This window comes from Streptomyces sp. NPDC008092 (assembly GCF_042957285.1).
GTDB lineage: Bacteria > Actinomycetota > Actinomycetes > Streptomycetales > Streptomycetaceae > Streptomyces.
This window is the reverse complement of the sequence record NZ_JBIBHY010000015.1, coordinates 134,239-149,732: the sequence shown is the minus strand read 5'-3', so window position 1 is coordinate 149,732 and position 15,494 is coordinate 134,239. Positions and strand designations below refer to the sequence as shown.

16 protein-coding genes are annotated in these 15,494 nt (G+C 71.2%); 4 read left to right on the top strand and 12 right to left on the bottom strand.

The window, feature by feature from the left end; translation table 11 throughout:
* Positions 1-17: 17 nt before the first annotated feature.
* Positions 18-917, bottom strand: a complete 900-nt coding sequence (locus ACFZB3_RS38865) for an SGNH/GDSL hydrolase family protein (protein WP_391385069.1) — start codon at positions 915-917, stop codon at positions 18-20.
* A gap of 252 nt (positions 918-1,169) precedes the next feature.
* On the opposite strand from ACFZB3_RS38865, the gene ACFZB3_RS38860 reads away from it, so the two are divergent.
* Positions 1,170-1,664 (top strand): DUF3145 domain-containing protein, encoded by a 495-nt coding sequence (locus ACFZB3_RS38860; RefSeq protein ID WP_093503479.1) that lies wholly within the window; start codon positions 1,170-1,172, stop codon positions 1,662-1,664.
* A gap of 221 nt (positions 1,665-1,885) precedes the next feature.
* Here ACFZB3_RS38860 and fabF read toward each other — a convergent pair whose 3' ends face one another.
* From fabF to fasR, 5 genes are all read right to left on the bottom strand, one after another.
* Positions 1,886-3,148 (bottom strand): beta-ketoacyl-ACP synthase II, encoded by a 1,263-nt coding sequence (fabF, locus tag ACFZB3_RS38855; RefSeq protein WP_391385065.1) that lies wholly within the window; start codon positions 3,146-3,148, stop codon positions 1,886-1,888.
* 85 nt (positions 3,149-3,233) lie between these two features.
* The gene (locus tag ACFZB3_RS38850; protein WP_391385063.1) at positions 3,234-3,482 is read right to left on the bottom strand and encodes an acyl carrier protein; all 249 of its coding nucleotides are present in this window, start codon (positions 3,480-3,482) and stop codon (positions 3,234-3,236) included.
* Between the two features lie 88 nt (positions 3,483-3,570).
* The gene (locus tag ACFZB3_RS38845) at positions 3,571-4,602 is read right to left on the bottom strand and encodes a beta-ketoacyl-ACP synthase 3 (RefSeq protein WP_391385060.1); all 1,032 of its coding nucleotides are present in this window, start codon (positions 4,600-4,602) and stop codon (positions 3,571-3,573) included.
* Between the two features lie 17 nt (positions 4,603-4,619).
* A complete protein-coding gene (locus tag ACFZB3_RS38840; RefSeq protein WP_391385057.1) occupies positions 4,620-5,540 on the bottom strand; it encodes an acyltransferase domain-containing protein in 921 nt (306 codons plus the stop codon).
* An 89-nt stretch (positions 5,541-5,629) separates the two neighbouring features.
* Entirely contained in the window at positions 5,630-6,835 is a 1,206-nt protein-coding gene (gene fasR, locus ACFZB3_RS38835) for a fatty acid biosynthesis transcriptional regulator FasR (RefSeq protein ID WP_391385054.1), read from the bottom strand.
* A gap of 73 nt (positions 6,836-6,908) precedes the next feature.
* Between fasR and ACFZB3_RS38830 the strand changes: the two genes are divergently transcribed.
* Positions 6,909-7,562, top strand: coding sequence for a pirin family protein (locus ACFZB3_RS38830; RefSeq protein WP_391385556.1), 654 nt, complete (start codon positions 6,909-6,911; stop codon positions 7,560-7,562).
* Between the two features lie 165 nt (positions 7,563-7,727).
* Here ACFZB3_RS38830 and ACFZB3_RS38825 read toward each other — a convergent pair whose 3' ends face one another.
* Together ACFZB3_RS38825 and ACFZB3_RS38820 are read right to left on the bottom strand one after the other, a co-directional pair.
* Positions 7,728-8,552, bottom strand: a complete 825-nt coding sequence (locus ACFZB3_RS38825; RefSeq protein WP_391385050.1) for a serine hydrolase — start codon at positions 8,550-8,552, stop codon at positions 7,728-7,730.
* Positions 8,553-8,571: 19 nt separating this feature from the next.
* Positions 8,572-9,042 carry a GNAT family N-acetyltransferase gene (locus tag ACFZB3_RS38820; protein ID WP_391385044.1) on the bottom strand — a complete coding sequence of 157 codons (471 nt, stop codon included), beginning with the start codon at positions 9,040-9,042 and terminating at the stop codon, positions 8,572-8,574.
* Between the two features lie 97 nt (positions 9,043-9,139).
* On the opposite strand from ACFZB3_RS38820, the gene ACFZB3_RS38815 reads away from it, so the two are divergent.
* The gene (locus ACFZB3_RS38815) at positions 9,140-9,607 is read left to right on the top strand and encodes a MerR family transcriptional regulator (protein ID WP_391385042.1); all 468 of its coding nucleotides are present in this window, start codon (positions 9,140-9,142) and stop codon (positions 9,605-9,607) included.
* A 79-nt stretch (positions 9,608-9,686) separates the two neighbouring features.
* Here the strand turns inward: ACFZB3_RS38815 and ACFZB3_RS38810 are convergent, their stop codons facing one another.
* The 3 genes from ACFZB3_RS38810 to ACFZB3_RS38800 form a co-directional block, all read right to left on the bottom strand.
* Positions 9,687-10,538: a DUF4429 domain-containing protein gene (locus tag ACFZB3_RS38810; protein WP_391385039.1), complete on the bottom strand. Its 852-nt coding sequence runs from the start codon at positions 10,536-10,538 to the stop codon at positions 9,687-9,689.
* 67 nt (positions 10,539-10,605) lie between these two features.
* Complete coding sequence (locus tag ACFZB3_RS38805; protein WP_391385036.1) at positions 10,606-11,823, bottom strand: alpha/beta hydrolase; 1,218 nt, start codon at positions 11,821-11,823, stop codon at positions 10,606-10,608.
* A gap of 103 nt (positions 11,824-11,926) precedes the next feature.
* Positions 11,927-12,553 carry a TetR family transcriptional regulator gene (locus ACFZB3_RS38800; RefSeq protein WP_391385033.1) on the bottom strand — a complete coding sequence of 209 codons (627 nt, stop codon included), beginning with the start codon at positions 12,551-12,553 and terminating at the stop codon, positions 11,927-11,929.
* A 66-nt stretch (positions 12,554-12,619) separates the two neighbouring features.
* On the opposite strand from ACFZB3_RS38800, the gene ACFZB3_RS38795 reads away from it, so the two are divergent.
* Positions 12,620-14,266 carry a DHA2 family efflux MFS transporter permease subunit gene (locus ACFZB3_RS38795; protein ID WP_391385028.1) on the top strand — a complete coding sequence of 549 codons (1,647 nt, stop codon included), beginning with the start codon at positions 12,620-12,622 and terminating at the stop codon, positions 14,264-14,266.
* A 276-nt stretch (positions 14,267-14,542) separates the two neighbouring features.
* On the opposite strand, the gene ACFZB3_RS38790 is transcribed toward ACFZB3_RS38795, so the two are convergent.
* The gene (locus tag ACFZB3_RS38790; protein WP_391385025.1) at positions 14,543-15,391 is read right to left on the bottom strand and encodes an ion channel; all 849 of its coding nucleotides are present in this window, start codon (positions 15,389-15,391) and stop codon (positions 14,543-14,545) included.
* Positions 15,392-15,494 lie beyond the last annotated feature (103 nt).

Genomic DNA, 15,494 nt, shown 5'->3' with positions numbered 1-15,494 from the left:
AACCCTAAGCCAAGGGTCTAGTCCACCGGGTCCTTCGCGGTGACGGCCCGGTAGGCGATGGCGGCGAGTCTGGACTGGCCGTCGGTGCTCGGGTGGAACCAGTCCCAGTGACTCAGCTGATCGGTCCCGAACCGGTACGCGTACACCGCCCCGCCGTCGAAACGGCACCGCCGGTCCTTGGCACAGACCTCCTCCAGCACCTTGTTGTACTCCTCGACGCGCTGCTGGACCTTGTCCCGGCGCGCGGTCGCCGCGCTGGTCAGATCGTCCGCGTCGGACAGCATGGAAGGGCAGATGCCCAGCTTCCACACCTGCTTGCCCAGCGGGTTGGTCCGCCCCTCGGACCACAGCCGCTTCAGGTTCGGCACACTCGCCACGTACACCTGCGTCTTCGGCAGCGCCTTGCGCAGGGTGCCCAGCGCGTCCTCGAACCCGCTGCGGAAGTCCGCCACCGAGGTCATCGCCCGCACCGACGTACGACAGGCGTCGTTCGCCCCCACCATCACCGTCACCAACTGCGGCCTGCGTACCGCCGCGTCGGCCATCTGCCCCGGCAGGTCGGCCATCCGGGCGCCGGTCTCCGCGTAGTTCCAGCTGTGGTCGGCCGCCTTCGCCCGCCCCAGCAGCCGCACCGCCAGGCTGTCCACCTGGTCGCTGGTGCCGGTCGCCCAGGACACCTCCGGGCAGTCCGAGAGCACCGTGCAGGCGTCGAAGCCCCGGGTGATGGAGTCGCCGACGGCCGCGATCGAGGCCGGGCTGCGGTCCCACACCTGCACGGTCCGCGCGGCCCGCGTCCTCTCGCTCCCGGTCGCGCCGGAGGAACCCCCCAGCACATCGCACCCGGCCACCCCCAGCGCGGCGGTGACGGCGACGGCGCCTGCCAGGGCACGCGAACGCCGGCGTCGCTGCTTGCGCATACCCGGTCGGTCCTCTCCGTTTGCCCGATCGTCCCCCGTAATGACAACGCACGGGAGTTCCCGCCCCGCGCCCTGCAACGGACGACCCCCGTACAAGCGTCCCCCTGGGTGAATGGCGGGGGTTTCCTGGCTGTGGGACCGACGGTACGTCACACTCCTTGCGCCACCGCACGGTAGCCTCGCCATCAACGCGGCCGTCGTGTCACTGCCGCCAGCCAGCCAGCAAGATGTCCGCTCAGCCCGGAGGTTCCGGTGACGACACGTGGAGTTCTGTACGTGCACTCCGCGCCCCGCGCGCTGTGCCCGCACGTCGAGTGGGCCGTCGCCGGGGTGCTGGGCACGCGCGTCAACCTCGACTGGATCCGCCAGCCGGCCGCCCCCGGCACCTGGCGCTCCGAGTTCTCCTGGCAGGGCGAGGTCGGTACGGCCTCCAAACTCGCCTCCGCGCTGCGCGGCTGGCACCTGCTCCGCTTCGAGGTCACCGCCGAGCCCTGCGCGAAGGCCGAGGGCGAGCGCTACAGCTGCACCCCCGACCTCGGCATCTTCCACGCGGTCACCGGAATCCACGGCGACATCCTCATCCCCGAGGACCGCCTGAGGGCCGCCCTGACCCGCTCACAGCGCGGTGAGACGGCCCTGGAGGCCGAGATCGCCAAACTCCTCGGCAAGCCCTGGGACGACGAACTGGAGCCGTTCCGCTACGCGGGCGAGGGCGCGCCGGTCCGCTGGCTCCACCAGGTGGTCTGAGCGCCGTCGGAAGTGCCGCGAAATGCCGTCGGGCGACTGCGGCGCCGTCGTGGCTTGTCGCGCAGTTCCCCGCGCCCCTGAAGGGGCGCTCGCCCCTGGTCTTTTAGGGGCGCGGGGAACTGCGCGAGAAGTCCCCACCGGCCGTCGGCCGACAACGAAACGCACTGTGGCCCGAACTCCATTCAACGGAGTCCGGGCCACAAGCCTTGGCGCAACGTTTCTCACACGGTCCTGAACGCCAGGACCACGTTGTGGCCGCCGAAGCCGAACGAGTCGTTCAGCACGGCGATCCTGCCCTCGGGCAGCTGACGGGCCTCGCCCCGCACCACGTCCGCGTTGACCTCGGGGTCGAGGTCGTCGAGGTTGATGGTCGGCGGAGCCGTCCGGTTCACCAGCGCCAGGATCGACGCGACGGTCTCGATACCACCGGCACCGCCCAGCAGGTGACCGGTCATCGACTTGGTCGCGGAGATCGCCATGTGGTCGACGTCGTCGCCGAACACCTTCCGCAGCGCCTTGATCTCGGCCACGTCACCCTGCGGCGTCGACGTCGCGTGCGCGTTGACGTGCACGATCTCGGCCGGCTTCAGATCCGTGTTGTCGAGCAGGTTCTGCAGCGCGTGCGCGATCCCGTTGCCCGACGGCTCCGGCTGCGTGATGTGGTGCGCGTCCGCCGAGATGCCCTGGCCGACCGCCTCGGCGTAGATCCGCGCCCCGCGCGCCTTCGCGTGCTCCTCGGACTCCAGGACGATCACGCCCGCGCCCTCGCCGAGGACGAAGCCGTCACGGCCGGAGTCGTAGGGACGCGACGCACCCTCGGGGTCGTCGTTGTTCTTGGACATCGCCATCATGTTGCCGAACGCCACGATGGGCAGCGGGTGGATCGCCGCCTCGGTGCCGCCGGCCACGACGACGTCCGCACGGCCGGTGCGGATCATCTCGATGGCGTACCCGATGGCCTCGGCGCCGGAGGCGCAGGCCGACACGGGCGTGTGCACACCGGCCCGCGCACCCAGCTCGATACCGACGTTGGCGGCCGGCGAGTTGGGCATCAGCATCGGCACGGTGTGCGGGGAGACACGGCGTACGCCCTTCTCCTTGAGCACGTCGTACTGGTCCAGCAGGGTCGTCACACCGCCGATGCCGGAGGCGATGACGGCGCCGACCCGGTCGGGGTTGGCGGACGCGTCCTCACCGGCCTTGGCGGTGAAACCGGCGTCCTTCCAGGCCTCCTTGGCGGCGATCAGCGCGAACTGCGCCGACCGGTCCAGCTTGCGGGCCTGCGGGCGGGGGATGATCTCGCCCGGTTCGACGGCGATCTGCGCCGCGATACGGACGGGCAGCTCGGCCGCCCAGTCCTGCTCCAGGAGGCGGACGCCGGACTTGCCGGCGATCAGCGCCTCCCAGAACGAAGCTGCGTCGCCACCCAGCGGTGTGGTTGCGCCGATACCGGTGACGACCACGGTGCGATTGGTCGGGCTCACGGGAATTCTTTCTCCAACGGATACGGGATTCGACGGCGCCACCGCCGGGTGGCGGGGCATTGCAGCCGGAGGCTAGTTAACTGCCTCAGGCCTGGTGCTTGAGGATGTAGGCGGTCGCGTCGCCGACGGTCTTGAGGTTCTTGACGTCCTCGTCCGGGATCTTGACGTCGAAGCGCTCTTCGGCGGCGACGACGACCTCGACCATGGACAGCGAGTCGACGTCCAGGTCGTCGGTGAAGGACTTGTCCAGCTGGACGTCCTCAACCGGGATGCCGGCGATCTCGTTCACGATCTCGGCGAGACCTTCGACGATCTCTTCCTGAGTGGCGGCCATGTCAGGCGCTCCTTCTTAGATGTTCCAGACGGTTGCTGCGTACTGCGGACGGCGACCCCTACCGGATGCATGATCCGGCACGGAGTGCCTAGGGGAGGGTAACGACAGTGGCGGCGTAGACGAGACCCGCCCCGAACCCGATGACGAGTGCGGTGTCGCCGCTCTTCGCCTCACCGGTCGCCAGGAGCCGCTCCATTGCGAGCGGGATCGAGGCGGCCGAGGTGTTGCCGGTGGTGCGGATGTCACGGGCGACCGTGACGTGCTCCGGCAGCTTGAGAGTCTTCACCATCGAGTCGATGATCCGCACATTGGCCTGGTGCGGGATGAAGACGTCCAGGTCGTCCGCGCTGATCCCGGCCGCGTCCAGCGCCTGCTGGGCGACCTTCGCCATCTCGAACACGGCCCAGCGGAACACCGCCTGGCCCTCCTGCGTGATCGCCGGGAACTTGATGTTGCCCTGGCTGTCGACCGGCAGCCCGGACCTGTCGCCGAAGTGGAAACGGTCCCAGGGGACGGTCTGCTTGATGGTCTCCGACTTGTCGCCCTCGGAGCCCCACACCGTCGGGCCGATCGCCGGCTCCTGCGAGGGGCCGACCACGACCGCGCCCGCGCCGTCGCCGAACAGGAAGGCGGTGGCCCGGTCCTCCAGGTCGGTGAGGTCGCTGAGCCGCTCCACGCCGATGACGAGCACGTACTCGGCGGAGCCCTCCACCACCATGCCCTTGGCGAGCGTGAGGCCGTAGCCGAAGCCCGCGCAGCCGGCGGAGATGTCGAAGGCGGCGGCCTTGTTCGTGCCCAGCTTGTCGGCGATCTCGGTGGCGACGGCCGGGGTCTGGCTGAAGTGCGAGACGGTCGAGACGACCACGGCGCCGATCTGCTCGGCGGAGATGCCCGCGTCCGCGATCGCCTTGCCGGAGGCCTCGATGGACATCGCGGCCACGGTCTCGTCCGGGCCTGCCCAGTGCCGGGTCTCGATGCCGGAGCGCGACCGGATCCATTCGTCGGACGAGTCGATCGTCTCCAGGATCACCTCGTTGGGCACCACGCGGGTCGGGCGGTAGCCGCCGACCCCGAGGATGCGCGCGTACGGAGCACCCTTGCTGGGCTTGATCTTCGACATCGCAGTGGGCTCCTAATTCAGCTGTGCTCGGCGATGAGCTCGCGGGCCGCGTCGAGGTCGTCGGGGGTCTTCAGGGCCAGCGTCTTCACGCCGGGCAGGGCGCGCTTGGCCAGGCCGGTCAGGGTGCCGCCCGGGCACACCTCCAGGAGGGCGGTGACGCCGAGCTCCTTGAAGGTCTCCATGCACAGGTCCCAGCGGACCGGGTTGGCGACCTGGCCGACCAGGCGGTCCACGATCTCCGCGCCGGTGGCGACGGCCTGCCCGTCCTTGTTCGAGACGTAGGTGAACTTCGGGTCGAGCGGCGCGAGTTCCCCGGCCGCCTCGGCCAGCTCCGCCACCGCGGGGCCCATGTGGTGCGTGTGGAAGGCGCCGGCGACCTTGAGGGCGACGACCTTGCGGACGCCCTCGGGCTTGTCCTCGTTCAGCGCGGCGAGCTGCTCCAGGGTGCCCGCGGCGACGATCTGCCCCGCGCCGTTGATGTTCGCCGGGGTCAGACCGAGCTTCTCCAGGTGCGCGAGGGAGACCTCCGGGTCGCCGCCGAGCAGCGCCGACATGCCGGTCTCGGTGATCGCGGCGGCCTCGGCCATCGCGAGCCCGCGCCTGCGTACGAGGGTCAGCGCGGCGGTCTCGTCCAGGACGCCCGCGAAGGCGGCGGCGGTGATCTCACCGACGCTGTGCCCGGCGACCGCGCCCGGCGCGATGCCGGCGATGTCACCGAGTGCCGCGCCGGAGACGAGTCCGGCGGCGACCAGCAGCGGCTGCGCGATCGCGGTGTCGCGGATCTCGTCCGCGTCGGCGTGCGTGCCGTAGTGCACCAGGTCGAGACCGATGGCGTCCGACCAGGCACGCAGACGGTCCTCGACACCGGGAAGGTCGAGCCAGGGGGTCAGGAAGCCAGGGGTCTGGGCGCCCTGGCCGGGAGCGACGAGTACGAGCACTCTCACACTCTCTCTTGGGGACGGCCACGGCCGCCCGTGGGGACAGGGACGAAGAACACGAGGGGGTTTTGTAGGCCCCCGACAAAATCCTATGACTGGGGATCTCCATCGACCAGACGCCCCAGGATCAGCGCGATCCGCAGTGTGAAGGCGGATCGTACATCGGACGGCGACCATCCGGTGACGTCAGTCACACGTCGGAGCCGGTAGCGCACGGTGTTCGGGTGGACGAAGAGCATCCGGGCCGCACCCTCCAGGCTGCTCGCCTGCTCCAGATATACGCTCAGTGTTTCCAGCAGCGCCGAACCGGCTTCTTCCAGCGGTCTGTAGATCTCCTCCACCAACTGCTCGCGCGCGCTCGGATCGCCCGCGATGGCGCGCTCCGGGAGGAGATCGTCCGCCAGTACCGGGCGCGGCGCGTCCTGCCAGGCGGAACAGGCCTTGAGCCCCGCGGCGGCGGCCTGCGCCGACCGGGTGGCCGCCAGCAGGTCCGGCACCACGGGACCCGCCACGACCGGCCCCGCGGCGTACGGCCCGATCAGCGACTTGGCCACGGCCAGCGGATTGTCGTTGCCGCCCGCGATGACGACGAGGCGGTCCCCGAGCACCCCGGTCAGCACCTGCAGCTTGGCGTGCCGGGACGCCCGCCGGATCGCCTCGACGGTCAGTTCGCTGTCCCCGTCGGGCGCGGTCCCGAGCACCACGCACACATGGTCGGGCGAGTTCCAGCCGAGCGCCGCGGCCCGGCTCACCGCCCCCTCGTCCGCCTCCCCGCTGAGCACCGCGTTGACGACGAGCGACTCCAGCCGCGCGTCCCAGGCACCGCGTGCCTCGGCGGCCTGGGCGTACACCTGGGCGGTGGCGAAGGCGATCTCACGGGCGTACACGAGCAGCGCCTCGCGCAGGATGCTCTCGTCGCCCGGCGCCGCGACCTCGTCGATCGCGCTCTCCATGACCTCGATGGTGGTCCGCACCATCTCCACGGTCTGCCGCAGCGTGATCGCCCGGGTCAGTTCCCGCGGCGCGGTCCCGAACACGTCCGTCGAGATCGCCTGCGGGGCGTCCGGGTGCCGGAACCACTCGGTGAAGGCCGCGATGCCCGCCTGGGCGACGAGCCCGATCCAGGAGCGGTTCTCCGGGGGCATGGCCCGATACCACGACAGGGTCTCGTCCATGCGTGCGATGGCCTGGGCGGCGAGGCTGCCGGACGACTTCTCCAGCCGCTTCAGGGTCGCGGAGTGCGGGTGGACCGGATGAGCCGAGGGGTCGGACTTGCGCGTTACGGGTTCGGGCACGGGGACAAGACTGCCTTATCCGGGCGGGCGCCTGCGCCGCCGGGTGCCGACTGCGGTCTACCGTGGTGCCGTGATGGACGTACGGCGCGCGGCGCAGCGCTACCCGGGAGGCGACCCGGCGACCGGCATCGAGTCGTCGCACGCCTTCTCCTTCGGCCCGCACTACGACCCCGACAACCTGCGCTTCGGGGCGGTCCTCGCCTGCAACGAGGAGCACCTGGCGCCGGGCGCCGGCTTCGACGAGCATCCGCACAGCCACACCGAGATCGTGACGTGGGTGGTCGAGGGCGAGCTCACGCACCGCGACTCGGCGGGCCACGAGACGGTGGTCCGGCACGGCGACGTCCAGCGCCTCAGCTCGGCGGGGGGCGTCCGCCACGTGGAGCGCAACGACGGGGAGCTGCCCCTGACCTTCGTCCAGATGTGGCTGGCCCCGGTGCGACCCGGCGGCGAACCCTCCTACGACATCGTCCGCGGCATCGCCGACTCGACCCCGTACGCGGTCCCGGAGGCCGGGGCGATGCTGCACGTGCGCCGCCTGGGGGCGGGGGAGCGGACGGCGGTGCCGGACGGGGCGTACGTGTACGTGCACGTGGTGCGGGGCGAAGTGCGGCTGGACGGGGTGGAGCTGGGGCCGGGGGACTCCGTACGGATCACCGGCGCGAAGGACCTGGAGGCGTCGGGGATCACGGACGTGGAGCTGCTGATGTGGGAAATGGCCGGGTAGCGACGGTCGTTGTCCGGCCGCGGCCCGGCGGGGGCTGGTCGCGCAGTTCCCCGCGCCCCTAAAAGATCTAACCGCGGGCAGGCGTGCCGCAGGGCGGCACGGGTGGGCGCGGCGGCACCCTGCAAGCGCCGGTAAGCGTCCCCACCCCCCCGGCCGCAGCGCGCCTCAGCCGCGCAGCTCCGCCAGGACCGCGTCCGTGAACACCGGCCACGCCTCGACCGCCCAGGGCCCGAACGCCCGGTCCGTCAGGGCGACACACGCCAGCCCCGCCTCCGGGTCCACCCACAGGAACGTCCCCGCCTGCCCGAAGTGCCCGAACGTCCGCGGTGAGGACGAAGCCCCCGTCCAGTGCGGCGACTTGGAGTCGCGGATCTCGAACCCCAGCCCCCAGTCGTTCGGGTTCTGGTGCCCGTACCCCGGCAGCACGCCCTTCGTCCCCGGGTAGTGGACGGTCAGCGTCGCCTCCGCCACCGTCCGCGGATCCAGCAGCCGCGGCGCCTGCAGCTCCGCCGCGAACCGCAGCAGGTCCGACACCGAGGACACGCCGTCCTTCGCCGGTGAGCCGTCCAGCACCGTCGACGTCATGCCCAGCGGCTCCAGCACCGCCTGCCGCGCGTACTCGGCGAACGGCATCTCCGTCGCCTTCGCGACATGCTCCCCGAGCACCTCGAACCCGGCGTTGGAGTACAGCCGCCGCTCCCCGGGCGGCGCCGTCACCCGGTGCTCGTCGAAGGCCAGCCCCGAGGTGTGCGCGAGCAGGTGCCGTACCGTCGCCCCCTCCGGCCCCGCCGGCTCGTCGAGCTCGACCGCCCCCTCCTCGTACGCGACCAGCACCGCGTAGGCCGCGAGCGGCTTGGTGACGGAGGCCAGCGGGAAGCGGTGTCCGACCGGCCCGTGCGTACCGAGGACCGTCCCGTCGGTGCGTACGACGCCCGCCGCGGCGGTGCGGACGGGCCAGCTGTCGATCGTCGCGAGGCTGTTCAAGGACATGCCCACGACCCTAAGCGGCTCAGAGCCGCAGGGTCATCGTGGGGTCCTGCTTGTGGACGAAGCCGAGGGCGGCGTAGAGGGGCTCGGCCTCGGCGGACGCGGTCAGCATGACCTGTGCCGCACCCCGCTCGCGGAACCAGGCCAGCAGCTCCGCCATGCACGCGCGCGCGTACCCGCGCCGGCGGGCGTCCGGGTCGGTGGCCACGCTGAAGACGTACCCGGAGCGGCCGTGCGGGTTGTGCGCCTTCCCGATCCGGTAGTCGACGGTCCCGGCGACCAGCGCCGCCAGCGCCCCCGGCCGGTCCGGATGGTCGACGACGAACGCCGCGAAGTCCCCGTCCGGCTCGCGAAGCCGCTCCTCCAGCGCCGGGCGCGCCTCGGCGTGCCATCCTGTGGAGCTGTCCCCGCCGGGCAGCGCGTCGATCATCACCTGGCGCAGTCGCAGCACTTCCGCCGCGTCCTCGGCCGTGGCACGGCGTACGAGACTCATGCCCCGCACGCTAGTCACCGCCCCGCCCGCCCGTCGCGCGTATTTCTTACCGGGTTCCGCTTGCTTCGAGTGCACTCGAAGGTCATAGCGTGGGCCCATGACGGTGATGCAGACCACGACCGCGGCCCCCACCGAGCAGTCCGACAGCGCCCCCGCCGAGATCTGTTCCGCCCCGCCCCGGCGGCATCCGCGTCCCGAGGGCCAGGACCGCTACACGATCAGCGAGGTCGTCGCCTTCACCGGCCTGACCGCCCACACCCTGCGCTGGTACGAGCGGATCGGCCTGATGTCCCACATCGACCGCTCCCACACCGGCCAGCGCCGCTACACCAACCGCGACCTGGACTGGCTGGACTTCGTGACCAAGCTCCGCCTGACCGGCATGCCGGTGGCCGACATGGTCCGCTACGCGGAACTGGTGAGGGAGGGCGAGACGACCTATCCCGAGCGCCGCGAGCTGCTGGAGCAGACGAGGAGGGACGTCGTGTCGAGGATCGCCGAGCTGCACGACACCCTGTCCGTGCTGGACCGCAAGATCAGCTTCTACGAGACGGGCGGCAGCTGAAACGCGCCCCCTTGGGGGCGCTGGGGGAGGAACTGCGCGACCAGCCAGCCCCCACCGGCCGGCAGCCGGGGAACCACCCTCACAACTCGGCCAGCAACTCCGCCTTCTTCGCGGCGAACTCCTCGTCGGTGACCAGCCCCGCCCGATGCAGCTCCCCCAGATGCCGGATCCGCTCGGCGATGTCGGCGGGGTCCCGCCGCCCCGCCGGCGCCTGCACCGCGGCGGCCCCCTTCGCACGCACCGCCTCCAGGACCGCCGCCGCGAACGGCAGCGACTCGTGCACCGGGCCGTACCCCAGCCCGAACACCACGGTCGCCGGATCCTGGTCCGCCGGGACCGCCGGGACCGCCCCCGCGAGGTCCCGCCGCAGCAGCCGCAGATGCCCCTCGAAGACCTCCGGCGACCGCCACTCCACCCCCGCCAGGTCGGCGATCGCGAAGCTCTGGTCGCCGGCCTTCCACTTCGCCGTGGACGCGCCCGTCCACGACCACCGGAAGTGCACGGCCCTGCCGTCGAAGCTCGCCTTCCCGTCGTACGCCTTGAACTGCCGGGGTCCCTCGGGCGCGGCGACCAGAAACCTCTCCGCCGGGCCGGACGCGGTGAGCTGCGGTCGCAGTTCGTCGGCGTAGTACTCGGCGAGGGTCGCCCGCTCGGCCGGGACCACCAGGCGGTACGGGTCGCTGCCGTCCTTCAGCTGCCCGGCCGCCGCATCGAGGAGCGGGTCGGCACCAGGGCGCGGCTCGGCCTTCAGCACGACCGTGCCCCGCTTTCCCGGCGTGAGCGTCACGCCCTCCAGCGCGGCCAGCGGCACCCGGCGTTCACCCAGGCTCTGGAACAGCTTGGGTGTTCGAATCCCCCGTTCGTAACGGATGAGCACGGAGTCGGACTCGAACTCCCAGGCGGCATGAAATCCGGCCAGTACGTCACCCATGCGGCTCATCGTATGCGGCACGTGCTTCTCAGTCCCATCCCCGCGCATACCGCACTTCCTGCTGTCTCTACGCGCGTCCGTCCGCCAACGTGCCGGACAAACCTGCCCGGCACCCGTCATCGTCGTGGGCGCAGGTCACCGCGCCGTATGCGCCGACCCCGACGTCCGCGAGGTTGCGCAGGCTGTCCGTGCCCGGCTCGAAGTAGCCGGCGTGGCCCTTGGCGTCGTGCGCCGACAGCACCCGGGCGCCGAAGGAGGAGGAGACGGGGTCGGCGCCGTGGCCGAGTCCGCCGAACTCCAGATAGGGAACGTCCTGGATCCAGTCGGAGGCGTCCCGCATCGCCCACACCCGGGCCGCGGTGTCCAGGTGCGAGGCGTTCTCCACCCGCATCCCGGGGCTCGCGGCCACCGCTATGTCGGCCACCCGGTCCGGCATGGCGTGCGCGGCCACCCCGCAGACCACCGAGCCGTAGCTGTGGCAGAACATCGACACCGGCGCCTCGCCGGGCAGCGCCCGCAGCAGCGCGTTGAGGCGTACGGCACCCTGCTCGGCGGCCGTGCCCGTCGCGGCGCCCACACCGAGCCCGTCGGGCGCGGTGTAGTCGGCCCAGGCGATCACCGCCGTACGGGTCGAGGGACTCGCCGTGCGCTCCGCCCGGTACAGCGCCTTGGCCATGCCGACGGGCGCGCTGTACTGGCGGTTCGTCTTCTGGAACGTGAGCAGGTCGGTGTCGACACCGGGGACGACGACGGAGATCCGCTCGGCCTTCGTGAGGTCGCCGAACACCTCGGCGACCCGGCCGCTGCCGTCCGGGTCGAAGGCGAGGATCTGCCGGCCCTTCGCCATCAGCGCCTCGTAGCGGTGCATACGACGGCCGGCGTCCTGCTGCCCGGCCGCGCTGAGCCGTGGGTCGTGCATGCGTTTCTTCTCGACAACGCGCTGCTGGTCGAGGGCGATGTCGTTGGCGCGGTAGCGCAGTTCGACCGGGGCGCCGTTCATGTTGCCCACGGCGAGCGGGTAACGGTGCACGAGCCGGTCGCGCTCCTGCGCGGTGAGCGACGCGAAGAACCGGGTGAGGAGCGCGGGCGACGCCTTCGGGTCCGGCAGGTGCAGGCCGTGCACGCTGCCGTGCTCCCACTTGGTGAGAGAGGCCTGCAGCGCGGTGGTCTCCCGGTGTGCGCGCAGGACGGTCCAGCCGGTGGTCGCGAGCATCACGAACACGACGGCCAGGGCAAGCAGCGCGCGCCAGACGTTGAGGGGCGGGGAGGTGTCGAAGGAAGTCACTGGGAGGACACACTAGGAGAACGAAGGGGTCTCGCGGTAACTGAGTGACAGTTATCACGTTTCGGCAAACGTGAGGTCCGTCTCGGCCCTGTGTGATGGGGAGTCAGCTCTCGCGCCAGTGCCCGGTGAGCGCCGGTCCCACCTGATCGAGGTACGACGCGGTGAGTTCGCGGATCGCCGTGACGCTGAAGTCGTCGCCGACCGACCAGTGCCGCTCGGTGACCCGGACGACCGCGCCGAAGACGGCGACCACGAGCCGGGGCCGGGGGTCGGTGTCCGGGTCGACACCCTCCCGCTCGGCGACGATCCGCGCGATCTCCTCCTCCGTCTCCGCCTGGCGCCGTAGGCGGGCGGCGAACAGGGCCGGGGTCGCCTCGATCATCTTGTACGTGCGCAGGAACAGCTCGACCGGCACGTACCGCTCGATGGCCTCCTCGATGGTGTCCCAGCTGTCCATGACCGACCGGCGCAGCGCCTCCAGCGGGGGCTCCTCCGGCGGGCGGCGGCGCACCGCCTCGACGTAGTGCTCCTCGGTGAGCCGCGGCACGAAGAACACCACCTCCTCCTTGCTGGCGAAGTAGCGGAAGAAGGTGCGCTGTGAGACGTCGACGCAGGCGGCGATCTCGTCGACGGTGGTGTGCTCGTACCCCTGGGTCACGAACAGTTCGAGCGCGGACCGCAGCAGCGTGTCCCGGGTGCGCTGTTTCTTGCGTTCGCGCAGCGTTTCCATACCTGACAGTTACTGACTAGTGAAATTGTTTGTCAACTGTCAGTGGCTGTCATTAGCCTCGAACGTATGACTAGTCAGACCACGATCGACACGGCGGGGTCGGGGGACAGGGCGCCGGCAGCCCTCCCGGACCGGCCGCCGGCCGCCGGCCTGCGCGGCCATCCCTGGTTCACCCTGATCACCGTCGCCGTCGGGGTCATGATGGTCGCCCTCGACGGCACCATCGTGGCCATCGCCAACCCCGCGATCCAGAAGGACCTCGGCGCCACCTTCGCCCAGGTCCAGTGGATCACCAACGGCTACTTCCTCGCCCTCGCGGTCGCCCTGATCACCGCGGGCAAGCTCGGCGACCGCTTCGGCCACCGGCAGACGTTCCTGATCGGCGTCGTCGGCTTCGCCGCGGCCTCCGGGGCCATCGGCCTCTCCGACAGCATCGGCCTGGTCGTCACCTTCCGCGTCTTCCAGGGCCTGTTCGGCGCGCTGCTGATGCCGGCCGCGCTCGGCCTGCTGCGGGCCACCTTCCCGGCCGAGAAGCTCAACATGGCGATCGGCATCTGGGGCATGGTCATCGGCGCCTCCACCGCGGGCGGCCCGATCCTCGGCGGTGTGCTGGTCCAGCACGTCAGCTGGCAGTCGGTGTTCTTCATCAACGTGCCGGTCGGCGCGGTCGCGCTGGTCCTCGGCGTGACGATCCTGCGCGACCACCGCGCCGCCCTCGGGCGGAGCCCGGAAAACGGATACAGCGCCCCGCGCTCCTTCGACCTGCTCGGCATCGCCCTGCTCTCCGGCGCCATGTTCTGCCTGGTCTGGGCGCTCATCAAGGCGCCGAGCTGGGGCTGGGGCGACGGCAAGACCTGGACGTTCATCGCCGCGTCCGTCCTCGGCTTCGCCCTCTTCTCCTTCTGGGAGACGAAGGTCAAGGAGCCGCTGATCCCGCTCGGCCTGTTCCGTTCGGTCCCGCTCTCGGCGGGCGTCGTGCTCATGGTCCTGATGGCCATCGCCTTCATGGGCGGCCTGTTCTTCGTGACGTTCTACCTCCAGAACGTGCACGGCATGGACCCGGTCGACGCCGGTCTCCACCTCCTCCCGCTCACCGGCATGATAATCGTCGGCTCCCCGCTGGCCGGCGCGGCGATCACCAGGCTCGGCCCGCGCATCCCGCTGGCCGGCGGCATGGCGGCCACCGCGATCGCCATGTACGGCATGTCCACGCTGAAGGCGGACACCGGCAGCGCGCTGATGTCCCTCTGGTTCGCGCTGCTCGGCCTCGGCCTCGCGCCGGTCATGGTCGGCGCCACCGAGGTCATCGTCGGCAACGCGCCGATGGAGCTCTCCGGTGTGGCGGGCGGCCTCCAGCAGGCCGCGATGCAGATCGGCGGCAGCCTCGGTACCGCCGTGCTCGGCGCCGTGATGGCCTCCAAGGTCGACAGCGACCTGCCGGGCAACTGGGCCGACGCGGGCCTGCCGAAGCTGACCGACGCGCAGCTGGCGCAGGCCTCGGAAGCCGTCCAGGTCGGGGTCGCGCCGGTCGCCGAGGGCACGCCCGCGGAGATCGCCGCGAAGATCTCCGGCGTCGCCCACGACACGTTCATCTCCGGCATGAGCCTGGCCTCGCTCGTCGCGGCGGGGGTGGCGGCGGTCGCGATCCTGGTCGCGCTGTTCACGAAGCGCGGCGAGCACGCGGACGCGGGTGCGGGCGTGGGCCACATCTAGCGCAACGCGCCGGGCCGATATGTCCGGTTTCTGTGGGCGAAGTTCCCCTATCAGGGTGACTCCGCTAAAGATTCCTCGCCCTCGGCAGGCGCCGCAGGTGACAGTGGGTCAAGTCCTCCGCAGGGCACGGGAGGACAGCAGGGCCGCGGCGCGCTGCCGGAGGGGGGCAGCGCGTCCGCCTACGGCGGTGGGGCCGAAGGGGGGCTTGGGCCGGGTCGTTCGGCTGCGGGCCGGTGGGGGCTGGCCGCGCAGTTCCCCGCGCCCCTTACGGGGCTCCTAGTTGCGGGCAGTCGTGCCTCCCCCAGTGCCCGAAAGGCCTGGGGGGACTTCCAGGCGGCACGGGTGGGCGCAGCGGCACCCGGCAAGCGCTGGTGAGCGCAACGCCGTTACCTCAGGCCCCACCTCCTCGCGCAACGCAACCACCTCCGCGCGCAGCGCCCGCACTTCCTCGGTCAGCATCCCGATCGCCTCCGTCTGCCGCCGCTCCTCCACGTCGTCCTTCTCGAACCGCGCGATGAACCACGTCGCGATGTTCGCCGTCACCACACCCAGCAGGGCGATTCCCGAGAGCATCAGGCCCACCGCGATCATCCGGCCCAGCCCGGTCGTCGGCGCGTGGTCCCCGTATCCCACCGTCGTCATCGTGGTGAACGACCACCACAGCGCGTCACCCAGCGTCCGGATGTTCCCGTTCGGCGAGTCGCGTTCCACCGACAGCACGGCCAGCGACCCGAACATGAGCAGGCCGACGACCGCGCCGACGACATACGTCGTCAGCCGGATCTGCGAGGCCATCCGCGCCCGCCGCCCCACCAGCATCAGCGTCGCGACGAGCCGCAGCAGCCGCAGCGGCTGGAGCAGCGGCAGCACCACCGCGCACAGGTCTATCCAGTGCGTCCGCACGAACTCCTTGCGCCGGGGCGCGAGGGCCAGCCGTATCAGGTAGTCCACGGCGAAGGAGCCCCACACCACCCATTCCGTCACCGTGCACGCGGCGGTCAGGACATGCCCCGCGGAACCGTCCACGATCGGCAGCGCGTAGGCGGCGGCGAAGACCACCGCGAGCGCCAGCAAGGGCCGTTGGGTGACCTGCTCCCAACGGGCCTGTGCGGGCTGTTCCTTCATGTGCGCATCGTAGGCAACATCCGCGCCCCGAAGGGGCGCGGGGAACCGCGCGACCAGCCCCCGCCGGCCCGCAGCTCCCCACCACCTGTCGGCCGAAGCCGAG